The sequence below is a fragment of the Corallibacter vietnamensis genome (assembly GCF_039537875.1).
GTDB classification, from domain to species: domain Bacteria; phylum Bacteroidota; class Bacteroidia; order Flavobacteriales; family Flavobacteriaceae; genus Corallibacter; species Corallibacter vietnamensis.
Window position 1 is genome coordinate 114,112 of the sequence record NZ_BAABBI010000001.1, and the last position, 22,682, is coordinate 136,793.

General features: G+C 32.4%; 23 protein-coding genes and 1 tRNA gene. 11 read left to right on the forward strand and 13 right to left on the reverse strand.

The annotated features are described in order from the left end of the window. The first annotated feature begins 30 nt into the window (after positions 1-30). Positions 31-1,119, forward strand: a complete 1,089-nt coding sequence (locus ABD690_RS00580; RefSeq protein WP_344725977.1) for an amidohydrolase family protein — start codon at positions 31-33, stop codon at positions 1,117-1,119. After that, on the forward strand, positions 1,119-1,760 hold the full coding sequence (locus ABD690_RS00585) for an O-methyltransferase (protein WP_344725979.1): 642 nt from the start codon (positions 1,119-1,121) through the stop codon (positions 1,758-1,760). Before ABD690_RS00580 ends, ABD690_RS00585 begins: the two co-directional genes overlap by 1 nt. Positions 1,761-1,813: 53 nt before the next feature. Here the strand turns inward: ABD690_RS00585 and ABD690_RS00590 are convergent, their stop codons facing one another. The 6 genes from ABD690_RS00590 to ABD690_RS00615 form a co-directional block, all read right to left on the reverse strand. Further along, positions 1,814-2,089: a Sec-independent protein translocase subunit TatA/TatB gene (locus ABD690_RS00590; protein WP_344725981.1), complete on the reverse strand. Its 276-nt coding sequence runs from the start codon at positions 2,087-2,089 to the stop codon at positions 1,814-1,816. 93 nt (positions 2,090-2,182) lie between these two features. Further along, entirely contained in the window at positions 2,183-4,495 is a 2,313-nt protein-coding gene (locus ABD690_RS00595) for a M1 family metallopeptidase (RefSeq protein WP_344729261.1), read from the reverse strand. Positions 4,496-4,559: 64 nt separating this feature from the next. Further along, positions 4,560-5,063, reverse strand: a complete 504-nt coding sequence (locus ABD690_RS00600; protein ID WP_344725982.1) for a DUF6702 family protein — start codon at positions 5,061-5,063, stop codon at positions 4,560-4,562. Between the two features lie 71 nt (positions 5,064-5,134). Beyond that, positions 5,135-5,851, reverse strand: coding sequence for a hypothetical protein (locus tag ABD690_RS00605; RefSeq protein WP_344725983.1), 717 nt, complete (start codon positions 5,849-5,851; stop codon positions 5,135-5,137). Between the two features lie 41 nt (positions 5,852-5,892). After that, on the reverse strand, positions 5,893-6,687 hold the full coding sequence (locus ABD690_RS00610; protein ID WP_344725985.1) for a hypothetical protein: 795 nt from the start codon (positions 6,685-6,687) through the stop codon (positions 5,893-5,895). After that, a complete protein-coding gene (locus ABD690_RS00615; protein WP_344725987.1) occupies positions 6,674-7,471 on the reverse strand; it encodes a carboxypeptidase-like regulatory domain-containing protein in 798 nt (265 codons plus the stop codon). Before ABD690_RS00615 ends, ABD690_RS00610 begins: the two co-directional genes overlap by 14 nt. Before the next feature lie 115 nt (positions 7,472-7,586). Here ABD690_RS00615 and pepE point away from each other — a divergent pair, with 115 nt between their 5' ends. Beyond that, complete coding sequence (gene pepE / locus ABD690_RS00620; RefSeq protein ID WP_344725989.1) at positions 7,587-8,294, forward strand: dipeptidase PepE; 708 nt, start codon at positions 7,587-7,589, stop codon at positions 8,292-8,294. A gap of 29 nt (positions 8,295-8,323) precedes the next feature. Here the strand turns inward: pepE and ABD690_RS00625 are convergent. Further along, positions 8,324-8,396 (reverse strand) — tRNA-Gly (locus ABD690_RS00625). A 65-nt stretch (positions 8,397-8,461) separates the two neighbouring features. Here ABD690_RS00625 and ABD690_RS00630 point away from each other — a divergent pair. Then, complete coding sequence (locus ABD690_RS00630) at positions 8,462-9,403, forward strand: GNAT family N-acetyltransferase (RefSeq protein ID WP_344725991.1); 942 nt, start codon at positions 8,462-8,464, stop codon at positions 9,401-9,403. 49 nt (positions 9,404-9,452) lie between these two features. Next, the gene (locus ABD690_RS00635) at positions 9,453-10,229 is read left to right on the forward strand and encodes a M48 family metalloprotease (RefSeq protein ID WP_344725993.1); all 777 of its coding nucleotides are present in this window, start codon (positions 9,453-9,455) and stop codon (positions 10,227-10,229) included. A gap of 62 nt (positions 10,230-10,291) precedes the next feature. Here the strand turns inward: ABD690_RS00635 and ABD690_RS00640 are convergent, their stop codons facing one another. Continuing rightward, positions 10,292-10,666, reverse strand: a complete 375-nt coding sequence (locus ABD690_RS00640; protein WP_344725995.1) for an ankyrin repeat domain-containing protein — start codon at positions 10,664-10,666, stop codon at positions 10,292-10,294. 284 nt (positions 10,667-10,950) lie between these two features. Here ABD690_RS00640 and gpmI point away from each other — a divergent pair, with 284 nt between their 5' ends. From gpmI to ABD690_RS00670, 6 genes are read left to right on the forward strand one after another with little or no spacing between them, the layout of a single operon-like run. Then, positions 10,951-12,468: a 2,3-bisphosphoglycerate-independent phosphoglycerate mutase gene (gpmI, locus tag ABD690_RS00645; RefSeq protein ID WP_344725997.1), complete on the forward strand. Its 1,518-nt coding sequence runs from the start codon at positions 10,951-10,953 to the stop codon at positions 12,466-12,468. Between the two features lie 43 nt (positions 12,469-12,511). Then, entirely contained in the window at positions 12,512-12,925 is a 414-nt protein-coding gene (locus tag ABD690_RS00650) for a BT0820 family HAD-type phosphatase (protein WP_344725999.1), read from the forward strand. 1 nt (position 12,926) lies between these two features. Further along, complete coding sequence (gene map, locus ABD690_RS00655) at positions 12,927-13,745, forward strand: type I methionyl aminopeptidase (protein ID WP_134198654.1); 819 nt, start codon at positions 12,927-12,929, stop codon at positions 13,743-13,745. 9 nt (positions 13,746-13,754) lie between these two features. Then, positions 13,755-14,537: a DUF3050 domain-containing protein gene (locus tag ABD690_RS00660; protein WP_344726002.1), complete on the forward strand. Its 783-nt coding sequence runs from the start codon at positions 13,755-13,757 to the stop codon at positions 14,535-14,537. A gap of 5 nt (positions 14,538-14,542) precedes the next feature. Then, positions 14,543-15,307 (forward strand): class I SAM-dependent methyltransferase, encoded by a 765-nt coding sequence (locus ABD690_RS00665; protein ID WP_344726004.1) that lies wholly within the window; start codon positions 14,543-14,545, stop codon positions 15,305-15,307. Positions 15,308-15,315: 8 nt separating this feature from the next. Further along, entirely contained in the window at positions 15,316-15,684 is a 369-nt protein-coding gene (locus tag ABD690_RS00670) for a DUF423 domain-containing protein (protein ID WP_344726006.1), read from the forward strand. Between the two features lie 57 nt (positions 15,685-15,741). On the opposite strand, the gene ABD690_RS00675 is transcribed toward ABD690_RS00670, so the two are convergent. The 5 genes from ABD690_RS00675 to ABD690_RS00695 form a co-directional block, all read right to left on the reverse strand. Then, positions 15,742-18,279: a T9SS type A sorting domain-containing protein gene (locus ABD690_RS00675; protein WP_344726008.1), complete on the reverse strand. Its 2,538-nt coding sequence runs from the start codon at positions 18,277-18,279 to the stop codon at positions 15,742-15,744. A 97-nt stretch (positions 18,280-18,376) separates the two neighbouring features. Next, entirely contained in the window at positions 18,377-19,126 is a 750-nt protein-coding gene (locus tag ABD690_RS00680; RefSeq protein WP_344726010.1) for a LytR/AlgR family response regulator transcription factor, read from the reverse strand. Positions 19,127-19,128: 2 nt separating this feature from the next. After that, positions 19,129-21,015 carry a tetratricopeptide repeat-containing sensor histidine kinase gene (locus ABD690_RS00685; RefSeq protein ID WP_344726012.1) on the reverse strand — a complete coding sequence of 629 codons (1,887 nt, stop codon included), beginning with the start codon at positions 21,013-21,015 and terminating at the stop codon, positions 19,129-19,131. A gap of 232 nt (positions 21,016-21,247) precedes the next feature. Further along, positions 21,248-22,228: an FAD:protein FMN transferase gene (locus ABD690_RS00690; RefSeq protein WP_344726014.1), complete on the reverse strand. Its 981-nt coding sequence runs from the start codon at positions 22,226-22,228 to the stop codon at positions 21,248-21,250. Next, positions 22,229-22,606 (reverse strand): Na(+)-translocating NADH-quinone reductase subunit F, encoded by a 378-nt coding sequence (locus ABD690_RS00695; RefSeq protein ID WP_344726016.1) that lies wholly within the window; start codon positions 22,604-22,606, stop codon positions 22,229-22,231. Positions 22,607-22,682 lie beyond the last annotated feature (76 nt).

The following is a 22,682-nucleotide window of genomic DNA, read 5'->3' on the forward strand; positions in this document are numbered from 1 at the left end:
AAAAGATTTCTACTTTTTTTAGAAAACGCTATGGAACAAAAACGCAAACTACGTATTAACGGTCATTCGCACTTATTACCATATCCAGAAGAAATACCACAGTTTATGAAAGACAAAGGTATTTTTTGGGTTGACAAAGACCGAAAATTCATGCTTCAAAAAGATTGGAACCGCCCTATAACCGATTCTAGCTTTTTTTTAGATGAAAAGCTAGCTTGGATGGAGCGTTTTAAAATAGATCATGCTGTGGTTTTAAACCTTTCGCAATTGTATGGTAATGGTTTGCGTGTAGAAGAAATGAAACAAGCCTTGCGTTTTCAAAATGATTTTAATGCTAAAATACAGCATGAAAACCCCAATAAATTTACAACAGGGTTTGTGGTGCATCCTGGTTTTGTTCGTGGTGCTTGTTGGGAGATTGAACGCTGTGTAGAAGAATTAGGCTTACAGTTACTTTGCTTACCTACGCACTACATGGATACCATAGGCACATGGCGCTGTATTTTTGATGAAGAAAATGAGCCTATTTTTGAATTGGCTAACAAATACAATTTGGCCGTAGAAATTCACCCTTATGATGGTGAAAAATTCATCAAATTAGAAAACACATCATGGCGTTTTCACTTAATTTGGATGTTGGCTCAATGTGCAGATGCTTATCACTTTTTAACCTTAAACGGATATCAAGATAAATACCCTAATATGCGTACGTGTTTTGCACATGGCGGACAACTAGCACAAATTAATTTAGGTCGTCGTATTCAAGGTTTTGATGGGCGTCCAGATTTATTTGAAGGTAAAAGCCATCCTAGAAAAGCCGTGGCGCATCCTAACATCTTTTTTGACACATTGGTTCATGATACCGGAGGCTTGCAATTACTAATAAAAAATCAAACATCAAAACAAGTTTTAATGGGACTTGATGACCCTTATCCTCTAGGTGAAATGGAAAGCGCTAAACAATCATCATACCCAGGTAAAATTTTGGATTTGGCTATAGAACGCAATATTATTAATGAAAATGAGCGTGATGCTATTTGGGAAGACAATGTGATACAATGGCTTTGTGGTAATGATGAAGCAGCTAAACAAAAACTTATAAATAGAATTTTAGGCTAATGCATTTTTTATCTGACGAACTAGACAATTACGTTGTTGCACATTCTGAAAACGAACCAGAGTTACTACAACAGTTAACCCGCGAAACGTATCAAAAAATATTACAGCCGCGCATGTTAAGCGGGCATTATCAAGGCCGTGTTTTAAGTATCATTTCTAAATTAATAAACCCTAAAAACATACTAGAAATAGGCACTTACACAGGATATTCTGCATTGTGTCTTGCCGAAGGTATGCAGCACGATGGCGAGTTACACACCATAGATATAAATGAGGAGTTGGTAGATTTTCAACGTCGTTATTTTGACAAATCTGATTATGGGCATCAAATACATCAACATCTAGGTAGTGCTTTAGATATTATTCCTGAATTAGACAAAACGTTTGATTTGGTTTTTATTGATGCCGATAAGCCTAACTATGTGAATTATTTTCATGTTATTATTGACAAACTAAATACAGGTGGCGTTATTTTATCTGATAATGTTTTATGGAGTGGAAAAATACTAGATAAGGTAAAAAAGGATGACACATCTACCCAAACTCTTTTAAACTACAATAAATTACTTAAAGAAGATACTCGAATTGAGACTGTACTATTACCTATTCGTGATGGCTTGACTATAAGCCGAAAAGTGTAGGTTTAAATTTAATAGGAATACTTAAATTAAAGTAATGGAGTTTATTGAAAAGCTTACATTTTTCTGCGGACAGAACCTGTAAACTCCTCTAAATCGTCTTTTACTTTATTTAATTCGTCTTGAATGTCTTTTGTTACACTAGTATCAATACCACTATTTTCAGCACTCTTTGTAATTTCAGACTTGATGTCGTTTGAGGCATCACGAAGCATACGCATGCCTTTTCCTAATCCTCTGGCTATTTCAGGGATTTTATCAGCACCAAACACCATGACTACTATAAATAGTATAAACATGACTTCAGTGGTTCCTATAAACAGATATATCATTTGTGGTATCACTGTGCAAATATAGTGAGTTGTTTAATGAGAATAAAAAAAGCCAACTAGAAAGTTGGCTTTTTAAATGATATTTAACGGTTATTAGTTTTTAACACCATTTTTAAACTCATCAAATTTGCTTTGTTGTGCTTCTTTTGGCCAAGAGTTGTTTGATGTATCAACATCGGCTGTTTCTAAATTAGGATCTACTGTTATTTTAACAATTTCCTTATCAGAAGCGACTGCTTTAGAAACTTCTTTATCGTTTAGTCTCCAAATTTGCGCTGGATACTTTTCTGTTTTAGAAGTTCCATCTGCATAAGTATACTCTACAATTATAGGCATTACTAAACCACCTGGTTTTTCAAAAGTAATATTATAAAAATAGTTAGGCTCTTTTAAGTTTTTACGCTCTTCGGCAGTAAAATTATCCATTATATATTCTTTTAGCGTTGGTGACTTTTCTAAAAGTGATCCTTTTTTCATGCTTTCTTTAAACTCATCACTTCCTTCTTCTACCATATAAACTAGCGGTGGTAAATCACTCATTTTCATGCCACGTTGTTTAACCATTTCTTTAATTCTTTCATTTGGTTCAGATGATACGTAATATTTTTTCACTTCTTTAACACCTATATCAACATAGTCTGTTGTGTAAAACCAACCTCTCCAAAACCAATCTAAATCAAATGCAGATGCATCTTCCATTGTTCTAAAGAAATCTTCTGGTGTTGGGTGTTTAAACATCCAGCGTTGTGCATACTCTCTAAACGCATAGTCAAACAATTCTGGTCCCATTACGGTTTCTCTTAAAATATTTAATGCTGTTCCTGGCTTACCATAAGCATTGTTTCCAAATTGATATGTGTTTAAGCCTTTTGTCATTATTGGAGCTATGTAATCTTGATCTCCGCCCATGTAAGGAACTATTTTAGCCGCAGGCCCACGACTTGAAGGATAGGTCTCATCTCCTTCTGATAGTGCTTCTGGGTACCATTTACCAAAATCTTGTTCTGCTACATATTGAACAAATGTATTTAATCCTTCATCCATCCATGTCCATTGACGCTCATCACTATTTACAATCATAGGAAAGAAATTATGACCTACTTCATGAATAATTACGCTAATCATTCCGTATTTTATTCTGTCACTATATTTTCCGTTTTCATCAGGACGACCATAGTTAAAACAAATCATTGGATACTCCATACCTTGCTGCTTTGCGTGAACAGAAATAGCTTTATGATAAGGGTAATCAAACGTCATTCTAGAATATGATTTTAAAGTACTTGCAACAGCATACGTAGACCATTCTTCCCATAGAGGGTTTCCTTCTTTAGGATACATAGATACAGCCATAACGTCTTTATCGCCTATTTTTACAGCCATCATATCCCAAATGTATTTTCTTGATGATGCAAATCCAAAATCACGAACATTTTCAGCGTAAAATTTCCATGTTTTTGTGTCATTAGAAAATCCTTTTTCTGCTTTTTCTGCTTCTTTTTGAGTAACAATCATTACTGGTTTATCGTAAGATTTTTTAGCTTTTTCATAACGCTTCATCATTTCTTTTGAGAAAACGTCTTTGCGGTTTGTAAGTTTTCCTGTTGCATCAAGAATATGATCTGCTGGTACAGTAATATTTACTTCAAAATTACCAAATGGTAATGCAAATTCGTCACGCCCCCAAAATTGAGAGTTTTGCCATCCTTCAACATCATTATATACAGCCATTCTTGGATAGAACTGTGCTATAATATAATTTCTATTGCCATCTTTTGGAAAGTATTCATAACCTGAACGGCCACCCATGTTTACGTAATCGTTAATGTTATACCACCACTTTATAGAGAATGAAAACTTTTCTCCGGTTTTAATTGGTTTAGGCAACTCAACACGCATCATAGTGCGGTTTATCATGTGCGGTAAAGCTTCACCATTAGTATCTGTTACTGCTTCAATTTTAAAACCTCCGTCAAAACCATCAGACATATAACTAGATGTAAAGCTACCTAATTGCTGTGCTGGTGCAACGCCACTACCTTGAATTAATGGTGTTTGAGAGTCTTTAGCTCGCATATTTTGATCTAACTGTACCCAAAGGTATTTTAGTTGATCTGGAGAATTATTGGTGTAAGTTATTGTTTCAAAACCAGATATTTTGGCATTCTTATCATCTAGATTGATATCCATTTTATAATCTGCTTGTTGCTGATAGTAAGCTGGTCCTGGTGCTCCAGAAGCCGTTCTGAACATGTTTGGTGTAGAAAACTCATCATACAATTGCTTAAACTTGTTGTTGTTTGTATGACCTGGCTTACGCTCTGGCTTTTCTTGATCTTGTTCTTGGGCAAACATTCCTGCCGATACAAACAAAACCGAAAGAAAAAGATACTTTACTTTTTTCATCATGATATTTAGTTACAAAAATTTAGGTTGGAAATTAACGATTTTTTAAGATTTAGCAGTTTCTTTATTTAAAATTTAACAAACCTTTATCATTTTCTTTTATAAGTACAAAACTCTTGTTTTTACCGTTAATTTTGGTTCTTATTATGTTTTGTTGATCATCAAATAGGTCATACAAAACATGATTTTTTATTTCAAAAGTTTTTATAGCAGACACTTGTGTTATCTCAAGGTAGCAATACATAATATCATTTTCATATTCTTTACCTATATACTCTAGCGCTACTTTAGACCCATTTATATGTATTTGAATTTTTTCTTTTAAATACTTCTCAATGTAATATTGGGCATTTTTTGCTTCATTATTTTTCGAAAGTGTTATTGTCTCATCATAACGCTCACGAAGTAATCTTTCAAAATCATCAATAAATATTCTAGATATCAATTGAACTGATTTTTGCTCTTTTACATATTCTATTTGTGTGATACTCACGTAATATTTGTGAGCGGATGTAAATGCAAAACAGGCTAAAAAGGACACTGTTAAGAAAATTTTTATTGCTTTCATAATTATTTATAATGCTGTAAAAATACGTTATATGATAATTAAAAAAGTAACAGCTGGTGTTAATTGTTTTCTTAATTCTTCAAATTTTGTTTATACTCTTCAAGTTTCTCAACAAGAAATTCTAATATAAAAATATCGTTTTTGTCATTACAGCGTTCTAGAAAATTTTCATCTTCAGAAACAAAATAAAAATAGTCCATAATGTGATCTTCATCTAATGTGTAGGAACCAAACAAATCGTCTTCTAATCTAGATTTGATACGGTACATTAAGATTTCTTTTTTCTCTAACTCAACATACAGCTTTAGTTTTTTTGTACGTCCTGTTATGGCATTTATTATTGGATTAAGCGGAATAATACCACCACCAGATGTTGCCTCCTTAAGTAACCGCTGTGCTTGTGTTTTAGGTTTACCTTGGTAACTAGGAATACCTAAAGATTTGGCAGTAACAGGCGTTCCTTCTACATTTTGAATATCCATTAGCATATCTCCTGAAAGTACTTTCCCTACAACAACTTCATCTAGACTGTTTACAGAAGGCTCTAGTGCTACCACTATGGCTTTTTGTTCTATCATCGTATCATCAACTACAAAAGATTCTAATTTGTGCTGAATTGAAGAAACAACCAACGTATCATAGCGTTTTACCGCAATATTAAACTCACCCAACTCATTAGTTATTGCATATTTTTTTGAAGTTTTATTTACCACATGAATGTTCTCTACATCTAAATTTGTAAGCACTTTACCATGTAAATCAATAGTTTGCGCGTATGAAAATTTCATACTAAAAAAAACAAGTAGTAAAAATATAAGTAAAAATTGTTTCATTGACCTTTTTGATTTAGGTTAGTTTTAAAAACATGTAATCGCTCTTCTAAATAAGATAAAACTTCTACATCGGTTTTTCCTTTAGTACGACTTAAAAAATCTGCTTCTTCAGAAACGAAAAAAAAGAATTCCATAACCTTATTTTCATTGAGAGTATTGGTAGCAAACAAATCTTTAGATAATCGTGATTTAATACGATACATAGTACTCTCTCTCTCTTCTAAAACAACGCGATTTTTCAACTTTTTTGTACGACCTGATATTGCGTTTAAAATAGGCTGAATAGATACTGTAACACCTAATCCTCCTAAAGAACCTCCTAACTTTGGATTAAAATCTACTGCTTCAGATAGTAGACGTTGTGATTGCGTTTTGGGCTTACCTTGATAACTTGGAATACCTAATGATTTTGACGTAACAGGTTCGCCATCGACATTTTCAACATCTAAAAGCATATTACCTGTGAGTACTTTACCTACAACAACCTCATCTAAATTATTTAGCAGTGGTTCTAAAGCTATAACTAGTGTTTTTTCAAACATCATAGTTTCATCTACAGAAAATGATTTTAATTCATGCTGAACAGAAGAGATAACAAGTGTATCATTAAGTTTTACGGTGATATTAAATACGCCCAACTTATTTGTAATGGCATATTTTTTTAAAGTTTTATTGTAAACATGAATGTTCTCTACATCTAGACTTGTTAGCACTTTTCCTTGTAGCTCTATGGTTTGAGCTTGAAAAAATTGCAAACTAAATAAGCAAATAATAAAACTAATTTTTTGCATCAGTTTGTTTTAAAAATGATTTACTTTTTTGCAATAAAAACTCCATTAACTCCAACTCATTTTTCTTGTTTAATAGTTTAACATTAAATCCATTTTTATAAATATAATCATAAAACGCTTGAATCTTATCTGATGGAATCTTAAAGTTTTCTTGAATATATTCTGAAGAGTATTTTTGAGATAAATCATATGTTTTTCTTTCTTGCTCGGCGTCTAGCTCTTCATAACTTGGCCTTCTTCTACGTTTATTTAACCACCTATTTATTCCGAGTATTTCAGCAAAATTTATCCCATTATAAAATTGTCCTTGCCTAGTTATTGTATTATCGGCTTTTGTAAGATGATCTATAGGAAACTCATATTCTTTAATATCTCCAAAATCCATAACTATAGGACTAATAAGCCTAACACTATCAACATCTACTTCTAGGCTTCCTGTTAACCCTGATGGTAAAATAAGCACCTCATCAAGCGCGTTTATTTGTTCTGTCAAAAAAACAGCTAGTTTTTTTGAGGCTAAAATCTCATCATCAATTATAACAGTCACGGTTTTAAATTGCAATGCTGAAATTTGTATTCTATCATGCAAAGCCACTTTTAGCTTAAAATTTCCGTTTTCGTCAGCAAATGTTCCTTTATTAGATGATGAGTTGAACACAGTAACGCTTTCAACTTCATTTGCTTTTGCTATAATTTTACCTTCAATTTCAATTCGACTAACATTTTGAGAATATAAAGACCAAGTAATAGCACTAAAAAAAATAAAGAGTAATTTTGGTTTCAAGTTAGTTTTTTTTTGGTGTTATAAAGTAACGTTTTCAAATCTTAAAGAAATTCCAATACGAACACAAACTTTTGTTAAAACCAATGATTATCTACCTTTACATAAACTATACGATATGAAACAATTGCTCATAGCAAGTACATCTACCATACATGGAAGCGGTTATTTAGAATACCTTCTCAATGATTTATCAGTTTTTTTTAAAAACATAAACACAGTAACATTCATTCCTTATGCCCGACCAGGCGGTATATCTCATGATGATTACACCATAAAAGCTAAAAAAGCCTTTAAGAAAATTAATAAACATGTTATAGGATTACATGAATTCAAAAACCCAATAGAAGGCATAGAAAATTCTGAAGCTATTTTTACCGGAGGCGGGAATACCTTTGTATTAGTCAATCAGCTTTATAAAAATAATTTAATACAACCGCTTCAAGATTGTATTAATTCCGGAACACCTTATTTAGGAACCAGTGCTGGTAGTAATATTTGTGGCTTAACAATGCATACAACAAACGATATGCCTATTGTTTATCCTCCAAGTTTTAAAACATTAAGTTTTGTGCCGTTTAATATAAACCCACATTATTTAGACCCTATTCCAAACTCAACACATATGGGAGAAACTCGTGAAACACGAATTAAAGAATTTCATGCATATAACACACAACCAGTAGTAGGACTTCGAGAAGGCAGTTGGCTTGAAGTAAATGATAACGAAATTACACTTAAAGGAATTCATAAAGCTAGGATTTTTGAGTATAACAAAACTCCTTATGAGGTAGGTTCAGGAACTAAACTAAACGCTTTAAAATGAAAAAAGCTTCACTAATGTGAAGCTTTTTGAGCGGGAGACCGGGTTCGAACCGGCGACATTCAGCTTGGAAGGCTGACGCTCTACCAACTGAGCTACTCCCGCAATCGCGAGTGCAAATATAATTAAGAATTTAATTTTACAAAAGAAAAGATTTAGAAGTTTATACAATGACTACCATAATTGAAACTAACCGCCTCTATTTAAGAGAATTCACTATTGAAGATGCTGAGCATTTTTTTTACATGAACAACGATTTTGATGTCATAAAGCATACTGGCGACACTCCTTTTGATAGCATTAATGATGCTAAAATGTTCCTAAAAGACTACAATCAATATAAATTACACGGCATGGGTAGATGGGCTGTTTGCCTTAAAGAAGACAACACCTTTTTAGGGTGGTGTGGCTTAAAATATCACCCTAAAGAAAAACTTGTTGAAGTAGGTTACCGCTTTTATAAAAAATTCTGGAATAACGGTTATGCTACAGAAAGCGCTAAAGCTTCAATAAAATACGGTTTTGAAAACTTAAAACTAAAAAATATTTATGCGCATTGCCATATAGATAATTTAGCATCTCAAAAAGTTATCGAGAAATGTGGTTTATCATTTTTGAATAATGGTATATATGACAATATGCCTGCCAAGCTCTATAAAACAAAGAACCCTTACTTAAACGTTAAAAAAATATCTGCAAATGAAACACATATTGTAAGACACCCTATTTTAAGAGCAGGACGTTCAATTGAGGATTGTATTTTTGATGGCGACACCTTAAAAACAACATATCATTTAGGATTATATTTTAAAAAAGAATTAATTGGAGTGGTCACTTTAATGAAAAACAAGCATGATTTTTATAGTGAAAAATCCCAGTATCAACTTCGTGGTATGGCAATTTTACAGGCATATCAAAAAAAAGGATTGGGAGAATTACTCATTTTAGAAGCTGAAAAATTATTAAAAGATTTACAAACCGAACGTTTATGGCTTAATGCTAGAGAAGTTGCTGTTTCGTTTTATAAAAACCAAGGGTATAATGTAAATGGAGATGCTTTTCAAATTCCTAAAATAGGGTTACATTACACAATGAGTAAGAAATTTATTTAGAAAGTTTTCGATTTGTTTCGTAAATTTAATTACTTAAAAACAAGCAATTATGAGAACAGGAAATCGAAAGGTCAAGCTACTAATTGGTATTGCAATTGTATTATTTGCAGTCATTAAGTACTGCTCTAGTGCTGAAACAAATCCATATACCGGAAAAGAACAGCACATATCAATTTCTGAAGAACAAGAAATAGCTATAGGCTTACAAAGCACTCCTCAAATGCAAGCTCAATATGGCGGCTTATATCCAGATGACAATTACCAAGCTTTTGTTGATAATGTTGGGCAAAAATTAGTTAATAATAGCATTGCTAAAAAAACCGGATATCAATATGACTTTCATTTATTAGCTGATGCTCAAACCATTAACGCTTTTGCTCTTCCTGGCGGACAAATATTTATAACGTATGCCCTATTTTCAAAACTTGAAAACGAAGATCAACTTGCTGGTGTTTTAGGCCATGAAATAGGTCATGTTTTAGGAAGACATTCGGCCGATAGAATGTCTAAACAAGATTTAACTCAAGGCCTCCTTAATGGTGTTGCCGTAGGAATTGACCCAAGTACCGCTCAAGGCGCTGCCGCTATTGCTAACATAATAAACATGAAATATGGTAGAGAGGATGAATTAGAAAGTGATGATTTAGGGGTTCGTTTTATGATAAAAGCTGGGTACAACCCAGAAGAAATGATTGGCGTTATGAAAATACTAAAATCTGCTGCTGGCCCTAACCGCACTCCCGAATTTCAAAGCACACATCCTGACCCAGAAAACAGAATACAAAAAATTAAAGAAGCCATAAAAAAATATAAAACCTCACAATAAAAAAAGCCGTGCTACTGCAAGGCTTTTTCCAACTAACCAACTTAAAAAGTAACTTCTAAAAATTACTTCTTTTCTAATTCATTTTCTAAAATGACTTTTGCCTCTTTTGCATTAGACATTTCTGCATAATCTAAAGCTGTATGACCTTTGTCGCACTTCTTTTTTACATCTGCTCCTTTTTCTATAAGCAACTTTAAAATTTCAGTTCTATTAAATTTTGCTGCATACATAACTGGTGTAAGTCCGTTCCATTTTTTATCAACATTTGAACCTAATTCAATTAACTTTTTTACAGTCTCTAAATCACCTTTTACAATAGATAGGTGAAAAGGGCTCGCTTCAACTATATTCTCTAAAACATAGCTATTATCGTTGTTAACTTTAATTGGATTGGCATAAGCTGTTACTAATGTAAAACTTAATGCGATTGCGGACATAATGATTGTTTTTTTCATGATGAAAGATTTTAATTATTTAATTAATGATTTGTTTTTTGATATACTAAAGAGACGACTTAATTTTTTAATTGTTACACTGTAAAATAAGTAATAACATTTATTTAACTTTTTGTATACAAATATGTTAAGACCGTATTAATTTCAAAAGATATCTTAACCATTACTAAAAAAATATCTAAATATTATTTAACTATGCTTTTTACAATACAGATTTAAACAAAAAAACTTATAATCATCTATCTTTACACACAAAGCAAATTGCCATGAATAAAAAAGTTATTTTGATGATATTAGACGGTTGGGGAACATCCCCTGACCCTAAAGTGTCTGCAATAGATCAAGCAGAAACACCTTTTATAGATTCTTTATATAAAAACTATCCATACGCAAGTTTAAGAACCGATGGGTTACATGTCGGTCTTCCTGAAGGTCAAATGGGAAATAGTGAAGTTGGCCATATGAATTTAGGAGCTGGACGTATTGTATATCAAGATTTAGTTAAAATAAATTTAGCCGTAAAAAACAACACACTTAAGGACGAACCAACACTTGTCAATGCCTTTGAGTATGCTAAAACCAACAATAAACCCATTCATTTTTTAGGACTATTAAGTGATGGTGGTGTTCACTCTCACATTAACCACTTATTAGGTTTAGTAAAAGCAGCCAATTCTTTTGGGGTAGAAAACTCTTATATACACGCATTTACTGATGGTCGTGATGTTGACCCTAAATCTGGTTTTGGTTTTGTAACAGAACTTCAACAACATATTGAAAATACCAACACGCAACTAGCAACCATAACAGGTCGTTACTACGCAATGGATAGAGACAAACGTTGGGAACGTGTTAAGCTTGCTTATGATGCATTAGTTCATGGTATGGGCGAACAATCTCAAGATGCCTTAAAATCTATTAGCGCTAACTATGACAACGATATTACAGATGAGTTCATAAAACCTATCGTAATGGTTGATGATGCTAAACAGCCTATTGCTAAAATAAAAGATGGTGATGTTGTTGTGTTCTTCAATTTTAGAACAGATAGAGGTCGTCAACTTACCGAAGCACTTTCACAAAAAGATTTTCACGAACAAAACATGCATAAATTGGACTTGCATTATGTAACAATGACAAATTATGATGAAAACTTTAAAAACATCAATGTTATATACAACAAAGAAAATCTTACAGATACACTTGGCGAAGTATTATCAAAACACAATAAAAAACAAATACGAATTGCCGAAACTGAAAAATATCCACACGTAACGTTTTTCTTTTCTGGAGGTCAAGAAGAACCATTCCCTGGAGAATCTAGAATATTAAGACATTCACCAAAAGTTGCTACTTATGATTTAAAACCTGAAATGAGTGCTTTTGAGTTGCGTGATGCTTTAGTTCCTGAACTAGAAAAAGGTGAAACCGACTTTGTTTGCCTTAACTTTGCAAACGGTGATATGGTTGGCCATACAGGCGTTATGGAGGCTGCAGTAAAAGCCTGCGAAGCTGTTGACACCTGCGTGAAAGATGTTGTTACAGCTGCTTTAGAAAACGGATATACAACACTGTTAATTGCTGATCACGGTAATTGTGAAACCATGATTAACCCAGATGGTTCTCCTAACACAGCACATACAACAAACCCTGTTCCAGTTATTCTTATTGATAATGACTTAAAGCAAATAAACGATGGTATTTTAGGTGATTTAGCACCAACAATTTTAAAATTAATCGGTGTTCCTCAACCTGAAAAAATGGATAGACACGCTTTGATTTAATTAACCGTTAATATTATTGTACTTTTGCACTCAATATTAAAATATGAATTTTAACGACAAGCTAATTATTGCTGTAGATTTTGATGGCACCATCGTAGATGACGCTTATCCTAAAATAGGAAAACCAAAACTATTTGCATTTGAAACCTTAAAACGACTACAAGAAGATGGTCATAGATTAATTCTATGGACTTATCGTAGCGATATTCGTTTAGAAGAGGCTGTCACATTCTGCAAAGAAAACGGTATTGATTTTTATGCGGTAAACAAAAGTTTTCCGGAAGAACAATATAACTATGCTAAAAGCAGAAAAATTCACGCTGATTTATTTATTGACGACAGAAATATTGGTGGATTTATTGGTTGGGGAGAAATTTACCAAATGCTTTTAGACCCCAAACATCACCCAAAAAAAACAGAAAAAAAGAAAGGGTGGCTTTCATTTTTAAGACGATAAGATGATTATAGTAAAAACAAAAGAAGAAATAGAATTGATGCGCCAAAGTGCTTTGGTGGTATCAAAAACACTTGGTATGCTTGCTAAAGAAGTAAAAGCTGGCGTTACCACAAATCAATTAGATAAACTTGCTGAAGATTTTATAAGAGCTCAAGGCGCATTACCTGGTTTTAAAGGTCTTTACGACTGTCCTTCTACATTACTTTGTAGTGTAAACGAAGCGGTTGTTCATGGTTTACCTACAGACAGACCACTAGAAGATGGCGATATAGTTTCTATAGACTGTGGTGCATTAATGAACGAGTTTTATGGTGACCATGCTTACACTTTTGAAGTTGGCGAAGTTGACCCTGAAACTAAAAAACTTATAGAAGTTACTAAAGAATCGCTTTACGTTGGTATTAGAGAATTCAAATCTGGAAACCGTGTTGGCGATGTAGGTTATGCCATTCAAAACCATTGCGAAGCTCAAGGTTATGGTGTCGTGCGTGAATTGGTAGGACATGGACTTGGACGTAAAATGCACGAAGACCCTGAAATGCCAAATTACGGTAGACGTGGTAGAGGAAAAAAGTTTATTGAAGGTATGGTTGTAGCCATTGAACCTATGATTAATGGTGGCACACATCGCGTAAAACAACTTAAAGACGGTTGGACAATTGTAACGCTTGACGGAAAACCTAGTGTACATTTTGAACACGACGTAGCTCTAGTTGATGGCAAACCAGAAATACTATCAACCTTTGCTTATGTTTATGAAGCATTAGGCATTACATCTGACGAAGAAAATGAGTTTAGACAACAAGCTTTAATTCTTTAATTCCTCATTATGAACACCATTGCGTTTATTGAAAAGGAACTTAAATCATTAAGAGATTCCTTAAATAATCACGACCTATACAAAGCACTTTCAACACCTGATGATATTAAAATTTTTATGGAACAGCACGTATTTGCTGTTTGGGATTTCATGTCACTTTTAAAAGCGCTACAAAACCAGTTAACAACAACATCGTTACCTTGGTTACCTGCAAAAAATCCTGCTACTGCTCGTTTTATCAATGAAATTGTTTTAGGAGAAGAAAGCGATGTTAACGAACTAGGAGCTCCTAAAAGTCATTACGAAATGTATCTAGATGCCATGAATCAAATAGGTGCTAGCACATCTCAAATGCATCAATTAGTACACTTTTTAAATAATGGCGATTCGCTTGAAAATGCTATTAAAAACTGTAATTTAGATACTGCTACCGAAAATTTCATCAACTATACGTTTGAAATTATCAGCACAAATGAACCTCACAAAATAGCTTCGGCATTTACATTTGGTCGTGAAGATGTGATTCCTGATATGTTTTTTCAAATTATCAATCAGTCACAAACCAATGATAACTCTTACAGCAAGTTAACCTATTATCTTAACAGACATATAGAGCTTGATGGAGACGAGCACGGACCTTTATCGTTAAAAATGATAGAAGAGCTTTGCGGTAATGACGACCAAAAATGGCAAGATGTTTTAAAAGTGGCTAAAGATGCATTAAAACAACGTATTGCGCTTTGGGATGGTATTTATGAAAACATACTTTCTAACAAAACCATATTAGCATAAACTATTTGAAAAAGCTTTTTAAAATACTACTAAACCTCATACCTAGACCGTTATTAATTAGGTTTAGTTATTTAGTACGTCCTGTTATAGCGACATTTTTAAAAGGAGAAAACCACACTGATCCTATTGATGGTAAAAGCTTTAAAACCTTTTTACCTTATGGTTACGGCACACAACGCAACAATGTTTTGTCGCCTTCAACCTTAAGTTTAGAGCGTCACAGGTTGTTGTGGTTGTATTTAATGAATGAAACTGATTTCTTTTCAGCAAAAAACAAAGTGCTCCATTTTGCTCCTGAACAGTGTTTTTTGAAACGTTTTAAAGCATTAAAAAATATAGATTATACAACCACAGATTTACTATCACCTATTGCTGATGTGAAAGCTGATATTTGTAACCTTCCGTTTGCTGATAATAGCTATGATGTTATTTTTTGCAATCATGTTTTAGAGCATATTCCTGATGATACTAAAGCCATGCAGGAATTGTATCGTGTTATGAAGCCTGGTGGTTTTGGTGTTTTTCAAATTCCGCAAGATTTAAACCGTGAAACTACGTTTGAAGACGATAGTATAACTGATAAAAAAGAACGTGCTAAAATTTTTGGTCAATATGACCATGTGCGTATTTATGGTCGTGATTATTTTGACAAATTAAGACGTATTGGTTTTAAGGTTGAAGAAGTAGATTACACCGCATCGTTATCTGATGCTGACATACATAAATACTGTTTAGCAAAAGGCGAAATTATTCCGGTTGTTTATAAATAACTCTTAATATGACACAACAAGCATTTATAATTACAGGCGCATTATTCGGAATGCTAGCCATAATTTTTGGTGCATTTGGTGCACATGCTTTAAAGAAAACACTATCTAAAGACCAACTTAAAAGTTTTGAAACAGGTGTAAAATATCAAATGTATCACGCTATCGTTTTGTTAATACTTGGTTTTAGTCAAGAGTTCTCTACATCAGCAATGTATTGGTGTTTTACTTTAGGTATTGTCCTTTTTTCTTTTAGTATCTATGGCTTAATTTTAAGTGATGCCAAAGGAAAGAAATTACGCTTTCTAGGACCAATTACGCCTATTGGAGGTTTACTTTTTGTTGCTGGTTGGTTGCAAATTATTATACAAGCTCTATAAAAAAAGGAAAGCCTTTAAATTGACTTTCCTCTTTTAATCTTTCAATGTTAATTGTTGTTACCTTTTAATAATGCGTTTTGTAACGCTTCCTGTTTCCGTATTAACTTTTACTAAATAGAATCCATTAGACAAACTAGAAAGATTAACACTTGATAATTTAGTTGTTTTTACTTTCGTTCCTAAAACATTATAAACTTCTATAGATTTAATAGTTGAATTGGTTTTTATATTTAAAATACCATTTGTTGGATTTGGATACACTTTAATTAAATCAGTTGATAAACCGAAATCTTCCACAGATAACGTAGAACTAGCACCAAATTCATAAGCTCCCATATCTACAGTTGTATTATGTATACGTTGATTAAACAATAAATCTGCAGTAATACCAGGTGGCACTAAACTGTTATCTCCAGCATCTATTGCAGGCGAACCAGACTGTAACGTAAAATCGTTGTTACTAACATCGGTAAATAATGGGTCTGCATTTGATGTATTTGTTAAGTATGATAAGTTGTTAAAATTATCTTCACTTATAGAATTATTTACAAAAACCGTATTTGGATAAGAAACATGACCTGGGTTTACTGAAAGTCCAACACCTCCTGATGCACCTTGATCGTTGAAATAAAATACTGAATTGTTTATAGTTGCATTGTGTGTACTATTTCCGTCTGATCTTCTACTTAATGCTAAAGTGCCTTTAAGAGAACTCGAGTATGTTCCAATATCTTCATTGTTTGCAAAAGTACAATTGGTGATAGTTGTCGTTAGGTTAGAACCCGAATCATTTGCTCTTATCCAAGCTGAACTTCCTGTATAGCCTAAAGCTGAACCACTAACATTATAAGACGTATTATTGGTAAACAAGCAATTAACCATATCTAATGTAACTGTTCTATTTTGATTTACAAGAAAATACAAACCAGAGCCATAGCGACTCAAATTGTTATTAAATATACAGTTTTGAAAGGTCATACTTGTATCATTATTCAAATATGAGCGTACTGCGCCTCCAGCTAATCCAAAGTTTTCATCAAACTCACAATTGTAAATTTTTAAATTGGATGTTTGACCTCCAATATTAATAGCACCACCGTAACCATTTGTACCAGATCCATTGGCATGACCATACATAATTTTAAATCCATCAATCACTGCGTTATCTGCATTTAATACTTGCATTACGTGATACGAATTGTCTCCTCTTGTACCTGTACCATGTCCTAAATCATTATCATTCAAATCACCAGATAAAATAGTTGGATTTGCCAATATATCGCGTTCTGAAATTGAAGATTCTGTACCATTAAAACCACCATAAACATGAAGTCCATCAATAGCTATATTAAATGAGTCTGTTCTATTATTTCCTGGTTTGTATGTTCCTGCTGCCACCCAAATTTCAGAAGTAGTTGTTCCTGCTGACTGAATTGCCGTTTGTAAATCTGTTGTTGCATTTGCCCAAGAATCACCATTACCATTTCCTCCAGAAGCATTAGCATTTACATATATTCTTGATAAGGTTGGTGCAGGTGTAAATTCTTGAACTGATAACTTTCCAGAGTCCATATATGCTATAAACATATTACCTGTTACAGGATTCATTTCCATCTCTGCAAAAAAACTGGCGCTTGATGTAGAAACACCTGGCGATGGTAAAGAACTACTAATAGTACCATTATCATTTATTATACTAAAAGACAAATTTTCTGAAACGTCAGAGTACATTAAATAATTTTTATTGTTGCTTAAATTCTCTCTAAACTTAAGCACGTTTTTGGTAGTGTTGTAATAACTAACTAATGACGTGTTTTGAAATATCAAAATCTCTTCAACAGTTCCATTTATTCTATAAGCTGCTGCTAATGTCTTATTGTTGATTCCTGAAATGTTTCGTAATGTTCTTCCACCTATATATGCATACATATCAAAACTAGTAACATTACTGCTACTACCTACAGGTTTTCTTCCAACCACACTAGAGTTATCTGTACCTGCATAAGCAACAAAATAATCGTTATAATTAACGTAATCGTAACTGTGATCTAAAACATATTGAGGTGAATTAATTAAAACTTCTTCTAACGCAGAACCAGATAATGTACCACCAGGAAATTGAATAATTCTTAACTTTTTGCTGGTTATTTTTCCTGCTACTCTTACATCTCCACTCGAGTTAAATTGAATTTGAAATGGGTTATCTGTAAAGCCATAATTAAGATTAACACCTCTAGCAACCCAACTTACACCATCAAAACTATAGACATCCATCTGGTCGTCTGCTGTTCTTCTGTAAGCTATCCAAGGTTCGTTTGTGACAGGGTTGAATTTAATAGCATGGTTAGCAGATGCCATGCTAGAAATTGTTCCTCCAACTGCAACCCAAGATACGCCATTATATCGCATCACTTTTGGTTTATTACCATCTGTTACATCATTATATACAACATAAGGTCTTCCATTTATTGGATGAAATGATAAAGCAACATTATCTGTAAAATTTGTAAACTGTGGGCTTCCTACCTGACTCCATTGCGCATTAGTAATGAAAGAGACAGAAAAGAATAAGAACATTAGTAATTTTGTTTTCATGATTTTTAAATTGTTGATTAATATGAAAACAAAAATGCCACTAAACATCTTTGTGTTTAGTGGCAAACTTCTAAAATCAGCTTTTCAGCTTTTAAAGCTATATGTTTTGAACTATGGTTAAAAATTCATCTTTCTTATCGTTAGAAATTGAGACCGTTTTATCATTTTCCATTACAATATAACCGCCATCTTTTTTAATATATTCTTTTATAAATGCTAGATTGATTAAAAATGAACGATGCGGACGATAAAACATTTTTATATTTTGAAGTAAGTCTACAAAGAATTTTAAAGGTTTGCTTACTAAAATATTACCTTCTGATTTTGTAGTAACATTGGTATACATGCCATCTGCTTCAAGCATAATGATATCAGTAAAGTTCACAAATTTTATTCCGTTGCTATTTGGTAATCCTATCTTTTTAAAATTAGCTTCTTCTAAGCTGCTTTTTAATTCTGTTAAACGTTTATTGATTTGCGAATTGCCTAAAAATTTAATGGCTTTATCTACTGCATCCTTAACCTGACTTGCTCTTACTGGTTTTAATAAATAATCTATTGCTGATAATTGAAAGGCTTGTATAGCATACTCACTGTATGCTGTAGTAAAAATTATCTCAAAATTATGAACTTCCTTTTCAATAAAATTTAAAATTTCTAATCCAGAATGCTCTGGCATTTCTATATCTAAAAACACAATACTTGGTGCTTCTTTCTTGATTAATTCTACGCCAGATATTAAATTATCGGCTTGTAAAATTGTGGTTATTTTGGGACAGTTTTCTTCTACCAATATTTGCAGCACTTGTCTTGCTTTTTTCTCGTCGTCTATAATTAAAGCCTTCATAATTATTTATTTACTATTGGTATGTTTAAAATCACTTTGGTTCCTGTGGCTTCATTAGCAGATTTTAAGTCCAAAATCTCTACGCCTATTTTTCGTTCTTTACCATAGTTGAGCAAATCTAAACGCTCTGTAGTTGCTTTTAATGCAAATGATTTATGCTGATATTGACGTTTTTGATTTATAGTTTTAGATTTTTCTCTACCAATACCATTATCTTCTACAATACATTGTATTATGTTTTCTGAAGGTTTGGTAACAGAAACACTTAATTGTCGGTTATCCTTTTTATGTAATAATCCGTGTTTTAAGGCATTTTCCACATACGGTTGAATAAGCATTGTTGGTATTTTGATGGCTTCGGAATTTGCTTTATCATCAATAGTTACTTGATAATCTAAAGCATCTTCAAACCGCAGTTTTTCTAACTCCAAATAAAGTTTTAGGTTGTGAACTTCTTCTGGAATTGAAATAAATCCTGTATCGCTAAAATGAAGGTAATTACGAATTAAATCGGCAAACTTGCCTAAATAATCGCTTGCTAAATGCTTTTGATTTAACACAATATAATCCTGAATTGAGTTTAATGCATTGAATATAAAATGCGGATTCATTTGTGCTTTTAACGCTTTAAGTTCACTATCTTTATATTGCTTTTCTAACGCTAATCGCTTTTGTGTTTCTTTTAATTCTAACGTGACTATTTCGGCTTGCTTTTTAGCTTTGAATCGGCTGTAATAAATTAATGCTGACACCAAAATTAGAGCTGCTATAATAGATGAGCCAATAAATAAATTTCGATTTTTACTGCTTTCTAAAGTTGAGATTTGAAGTTGCTTTTCGGCAATATCTTTTTCTCGTCTAGTTTTTTCGGTTTCATATTTAACCTCTAAATCTGTTATAGCTTTTTGTTTCTCTTCACTTAACAAGGTGTCCTTTACCTTAATACTGTTTTTATAATAATCTAAAGCTTTTTTATAATTCTTCTTTGCAATATTTATATCACTTAGACCAAGGTAACTTTGTTTGATTCTATTTAGTTCATTATGCTTAATAAAAAATTCATTAGAACTTAAAAAATAATGTTCGGCTTGATCGTATTCTCTCAAATCTAATAGTAGATAAGCTATATTGTGTTTTGTAGTATAAATACCTAAACTGTCCTTTAATTTTTCCCGAATAGTTAATTCTTTTAAGTAATAAGCGTAAGATTTTTTGAATTCTTTATTTTTATCATATGCAGAAGCTAAACTCTGATATAAATTAGCTAAACTTCTAGGTCTTTTCTCAATGTTTTCGGCTTCTAAACCAAAAGCAATAGCTTTATCAAGCTCGTTTAGTTTTTTGTAATTCACACATAGATTGATACAAATACTGCTTAATAGGCTTGAATCTCGTTTTGTCATCGAATCATTGTAAACATCTAAAAAATATTGGTTTGCTGTTTTATGGTCTTCCATATCTCCATAAAGTCCTCCAATATTCATTTTAGTGTTTAAAACGCTAGGCTTCATTTTATCTCCTTTGGTTTCGAGATATGATATAACGCCTTTAAAATTACTAATTGCATTAACATAGTCTCCCTTACTGTTATAGATTATAGCTAAAGAATTTCTAGTAATGCATACACCATATTCATCATTTATAGCTTGATAAACTTTTAAAGCTTTATTACAATAAAATTTTGCAGAATCTAATTGATTTGTGTTTGTGTAGTAAATTCCCCTTTCTCTAATAGCATCTGCTTTTTCTTCACTATCAGGCATTAATTTAGACAAGCTTAAATATTTTTTAGAGAAATAATTGTAAACATCTACGTTACCTCTTCTAAATTGTTTTGCTACTTGGCCTACTTCTTTAAAGTATAAACTATCAATTTTAATTTTAGACAATACAGTTTCTATACTATCTATTTCTTTTTGTTGAGAATAACAAAAAAAACTAAAATTGAAACATAAAAAAATAAAGATAATAGTGTTTTTGATCATGGAGTGACAGTATGATAAACTAAAAAAAATGACTTATAACTTAAATTGTAATAATCAATATTAGTGATTTAAGCCATTTTAAATATTAGTGAATTTCCAAAAAGGCTTTATGGACTTCTAAAATAGAAATTATAACTTATTCTGGAAAACCATTAAGACTTAAAGTCTCAAACTCTTGTTTTTCATTTTCAAAAATTAAAAATGCTTTTAATTCAGGATGTGATTGAAGAAAGTCTTTTACACCCTCAATTCCCATAGCTTGAAAAGCTGTTGCATAAGCATCAGCAGTCATACAATCTTTTGCAATAACTGACACACTTAACACATTAGTTTTAGATGGATAACCTGTTTTTGTATCAATAATATGAGCATATCTATTGCCATTTTCATCAATTTTAAACTTTCTATATGTTCCGGAAGTCGCCATGGCTTTATCTTTTAATTCTATGGCTTTTAAAATGGATTGCGACCCATCAAAATGGGGCTTTTCAACACCAACACGCCAAGGCTGATTTTTGGCCTTATTAACACCTTTAGTTCTAATTTCACCTCCAATATCTACAATATAGCTGGAAATATTCTGGCTTTCTAAAAACTCACCAATAACATCCACTCCGTAACCTTTTGCTATAGCATTAAAATCTAAAAATGTTTTTGGATATTCTTTATTGATAATATGCGAGTCTCTTGTTACTTTGTTAAAACCAACAGACTTCATTAAGGCATCAATTTTAAGGCTATCTAATGACTCAATATTTCCTTCAGGGCCAAAATCCCAAGCGTTAACCACTGCGCCAATTGTGGGATCAAAAACACCTTCTGTAGCATTATAAATTTCTTTAGCTTTATTGAAAACAGTTATAAAATGTTGGTCTACACTTACAGATTCATTTTTATTTATTTTAGAAATATCTGAATCTGGTATATATGTAGACATCGATTTATTTATAGCTGCAAACAAACTATCAAATTGTTTCTGATAATTACTGCCATTTTTTGAGTAATATTTTACAGCATATGATGTTCCAAAAACCGAACCTGAAATATTGATGTTTTCTACTTCCTTGCTACATGAAAACACCAATAAAAGTATAAGTAGATATAAAGCTTTTCTCATTTAGTTTAAATTAGTTTCAATAACCTGAATACCATTGTACTCCATTAGGTAATCTTCGTTTAAATAAATAGGTAAATCCTCACCATTTGGGTTGCTTAAACCAACACCCGCATATAAGACTTTAGCGTCTTTTTCTCTAGCATGTTTTTTAAAGGTTTCCATCCAAACAACATCATAATTATTAGGATTATCAGGTAACATAACAGCTCTTACAATGACAAAATAATACTGACTATTTTTGTCTATGCAAACAAACTGTGGATGCTTTTTTAACTTACTATTTATGGCCACAAATTCAAACCCACGCTTTTCTAAATCTTTACCAACATGGTTCATTGCCAAGTTATGAAGTTCTTGCTTTGTTAGTGGTTTACTCATACCGCAAAGATACAAACTTGCTGTTTAAACCTCATGCGTTTTGAATTGTAAAAAAACAGAACATGTAGTAAGTTTA

What these genes read in the sequence shown, in the direction of transcription:
- ABD690_RS00640 (WP_344725995.1), bottom strand. Translation starts at nt 10,666, where the DNA reads ATGTCCGCAATCGCATTAAGTTTTACATTAGTAACAGCTTATGCCAAT.
- ABD690_RS00680 (WP_344726010.1), bottom strand. Translation starts at nt 19,126, where the DNA reads ATGAAGGCTTTAATTATAGACGACGAGAAAAAAGCAAGACAAGTGCTG.
- ABD690_RS00670 (WP_344726006.1), top strand. Translation starts at nt 15,316, where the DNA reads ATGACACAACAAGCATTTATAATTACAGGCGCATTATTCGGAATGCTA.
- ABD690_RS00585 (WP_344725979.1), top strand. Translation starts at nt 1,119, where the DNA reads ATGCATTTTTTATCTGACGAACTAGACAATTACGTTGTTGCACATTCT.
- gpmI (WP_344725997.1), top strand. Translation starts at nt 10,951, where the DNA reads ATGAATAAAAAAGTTATTTTGATGATATTAGACGGTTGGGGAACATCC.
- ABD690_RS00590 (WP_344725981.1), bottom strand. Translation starts at nt 2,089, where the DNA reads ATGATATATCTGTTTATAGGAACCACTGAAGTCATGTTTATACTATTT.
- ABD690_RS00580 (WP_344725977.1), top strand. Translation starts at nt 31, where the DNA reads ATGGAACAAAAACGCAAACTACGTATTAACGGTCATTCGCACTTATTA.
- ABD690_RS00660 (WP_344726002.1), top strand. Translation starts at nt 13,755, where the DNA reads ATGAACACCATTGCGTTTATTGAAAAGGAACTTAAATCATTAAGAGAT.
- pepE (WP_344725989.1), top strand. Translation starts at nt 7,587, where the DNA reads ATGAAACAATTGCTCATAGCAAGTACATCTACCATACATGGAAGCGGT.
- ABD690_RS00605 (WP_344725983.1), bottom strand. Translation starts at nt 5,851, where the DNA reads ATGAAATTTTCATACGCGCAAACTATTGATTTACATGGTAAAGTGCTT.
- ABD690_RS00690 (WP_344726014.1), bottom strand. Translation starts at nt 22,228, where the DNA reads ATGAGAAAAGCTTTATATCTACTTATACTTTTATTGGTGTTTTCATGT.
- ABD690_RS00695 (WP_344726016.1), bottom strand. Translation starts at nt 22,606, where the DNA reads ATGAGTAAACCACTAACAAAGCAAGAACTTCATAACTTGGCAATGAAC.
- ABD690_RS00630 (WP_344725991.1), top strand. Translation starts at nt 8,462, where the DNA reads ATGACTACCATAATTGAAACTAACCGCCTCTATTTAAGAGAATTCACT.
- ABD690_RS00595 (WP_344729261.1), bottom strand. Translation starts at nt 4,495, where the DNA reads ATGAAAAAAGTAAAGTATCTTTTTCTTTCGGTTTTGTTTGTATCGGCA.
- ABD690_RS00650 (WP_344725999.1), top strand. Translation starts at nt 12,512, where the DNA reads ATGAATTTTAACGACAAGCTAATTATTGCTGTAGATTTTGATGGCACC.
- ABD690_RS00675 (WP_344726008.1), bottom strand. Translation starts at nt 18,279, where the DNA reads ATGAAAACAAAATTACTAATGTTCTTATTCTTTTCTGTCTCTTTCATT.
- ABD690_RS00635 (WP_344725993.1), top strand. Translation starts at nt 9,453, where the DNA reads ATGAGAACAGGAAATCGAAAGGTCAAGCTACTAATTGGTATTGCAATT.
- map (WP_134198654.1), top strand. Translation starts at nt 12,927, where the DNA reads ATGATTATAGTAAAAACAAAAGAAGAAATAGAATTGATGCGCCAAAGT.
- ABD690_RS00600 (WP_344725982.1), bottom strand. Translation starts at nt 5,063, where the DNA reads ATGAAAGCAATAAAAATTTTCTTAACAGTGTCCTTTTTAGCCTGTTTT.
- ABD690_RS00610 (WP_344725985.1), bottom strand. Translation starts at nt 6,687, where the DNA reads ATGCAAAAAATTAGTTTTATTATTTGCTTATTTAGTTTGCAATTTTTT.